At 38.8% G+C, this 1,551-nt stretch carries 1 protein-coding gene; it reads right to left on the minus strand.

Features of this window, described 5'->3' with window-relative positions; genetic code table 11:
* The coding region (locus tag H5072_RS19090; protein ID WP_182694466.1) for an ankyrin repeat domain-containing protein at nt 1-1,259 on the minus strand (1,259 nt) is incomplete at its 3' end.
* Nucleotides 1,260-1,551: the final 292 nt, after the last annotated feature.

A 1,551-nucleotide genomic window follows, 5' to 3' on the forward strand; every position in this document is an offset into this window, starting at 1 on the left:
CCTCTAAGCACAAACAAACCCCAAGGGTGTTTAATATGTGGATATAGCGCACAGCGTTTTAAAGTGGTCGCAAAGAAAAAACAAATCACTGCAGTCATAGTTAAACCCAGCGTCAGCTCACTTTTAATTGAGAGGGTTTCATCAAAAAAGAAAAACAACTGTAAAGGCAGCAATATAGTCACAATAGCATGTAGCACATGCACTTTTTTAATGCGATCGAACTGCCCTTCTGGCGAAAGTTCTTTAATACCAAAGTCACGCTCTAAACATTTAACTAAGTTATTAGCTTTAATACTCACCGCTAAACGGTAACAGCTTAAACCTTCTTTATTACGTGCCCTAAAATCGTATCCGGCTTTAATAAGCAGCACCATTAACGACTCATTTTTAGCAAACACAGCATAATGAAGTGCAGTATTACCAAAGTTATCTGTCGCTTTTTTGTCTTGCTTTGCAAGTAGTGTTTCGATCACATTTACAAAGCCTTTTTCGGCGGCCCACATAAAGGCTGTTTTATTGTTTTCATCAGCAAGTACACCAGTAGCGCCTTGCTCAATAAAACGCATTGCCATTGTTTGCTTAGCTGTTTTTTTACGTAAATGAGTAAGCAAAGCTTTTTCTAGCAGTACAACAGAGTCAACATCAGGAGAAACCTGCGTAAGCAGCGTAAAATAGTCTTTACCCGCAGCTACTTTTTCGCTGGCAAGTTCAGAAAGAGTATCTAAATCAGCAATAGACTCTGGAATAAACGCACTTAGGCGCTCTCTAAAATCAACTTCTTTCCAAAGCGCTAATGTGTCCTTTGCCGAGAGTTTACTTTTATTATTTAACGCATGCTCAATTAAGGTGAAGTAGCGTTTACTAAAAAATAAATCAACTAAAGACAGTGGCGTATCTATGGTATTTTGTGCAGCCACGCTTGCGTATTTCTCAAGGCGCTGGCACAGCATAAGCACTAAGCTTTCAGGGGTGTATTCATTATCGTAGTAATGGCTTTTAACCGCACTAATATACGCTTGTGCGTCTTCGTCATATTCAGAGATATGTTGAAAGTAACATTCTTCAAATGGCTCCAGCGGGGTTAGCCATGCCAAATAATAAATAGGTGGCAGCACGGTGGTGCATACACCATCGTCTTCATTTGTAGAACGACAAGCAGGCCAAGCTTCCAAAGCATCTAAAATAAAGGCACCGTTTTGTTCTACCAGTCCTTTAATAAGTAATGGGTATTCCTTTGGCCAAATCAGTACATTTTCCATTAAAACAACACAACTCCAGTGTGGCTTGGGGGTGGTAAGTTATATCAGTTTTAAGCTGACACCACGCTTAATCAAAGTGCCGATATTCTAGCACACCTTTGTTTTGCTGCTAGCGCAAAATTACGCAATAACAACAATCCTTTAGGATTATACCAATTCGCTTAATTAAGTGATTTATTTTGAGGTAGAAAACCGTGTGATAGCAAAGCAAAAATTTCGTTATTTAGTTGTTCTAAATGATTAAGTATTACTGTGGATTGGTATTGTCCTTAGCAAAAATATAAAAACGGCC

It is taken from the genome of Pseudoalteromonas sp. SR45-5, from assembly GCF_014163565.1.
GTDB lineage: Bacteria > Pseudomonadota > Gammaproteobacteria > Enterobacterales > Alteromonadaceae > Pseudoalteromonas > Pseudoalteromonas distincta.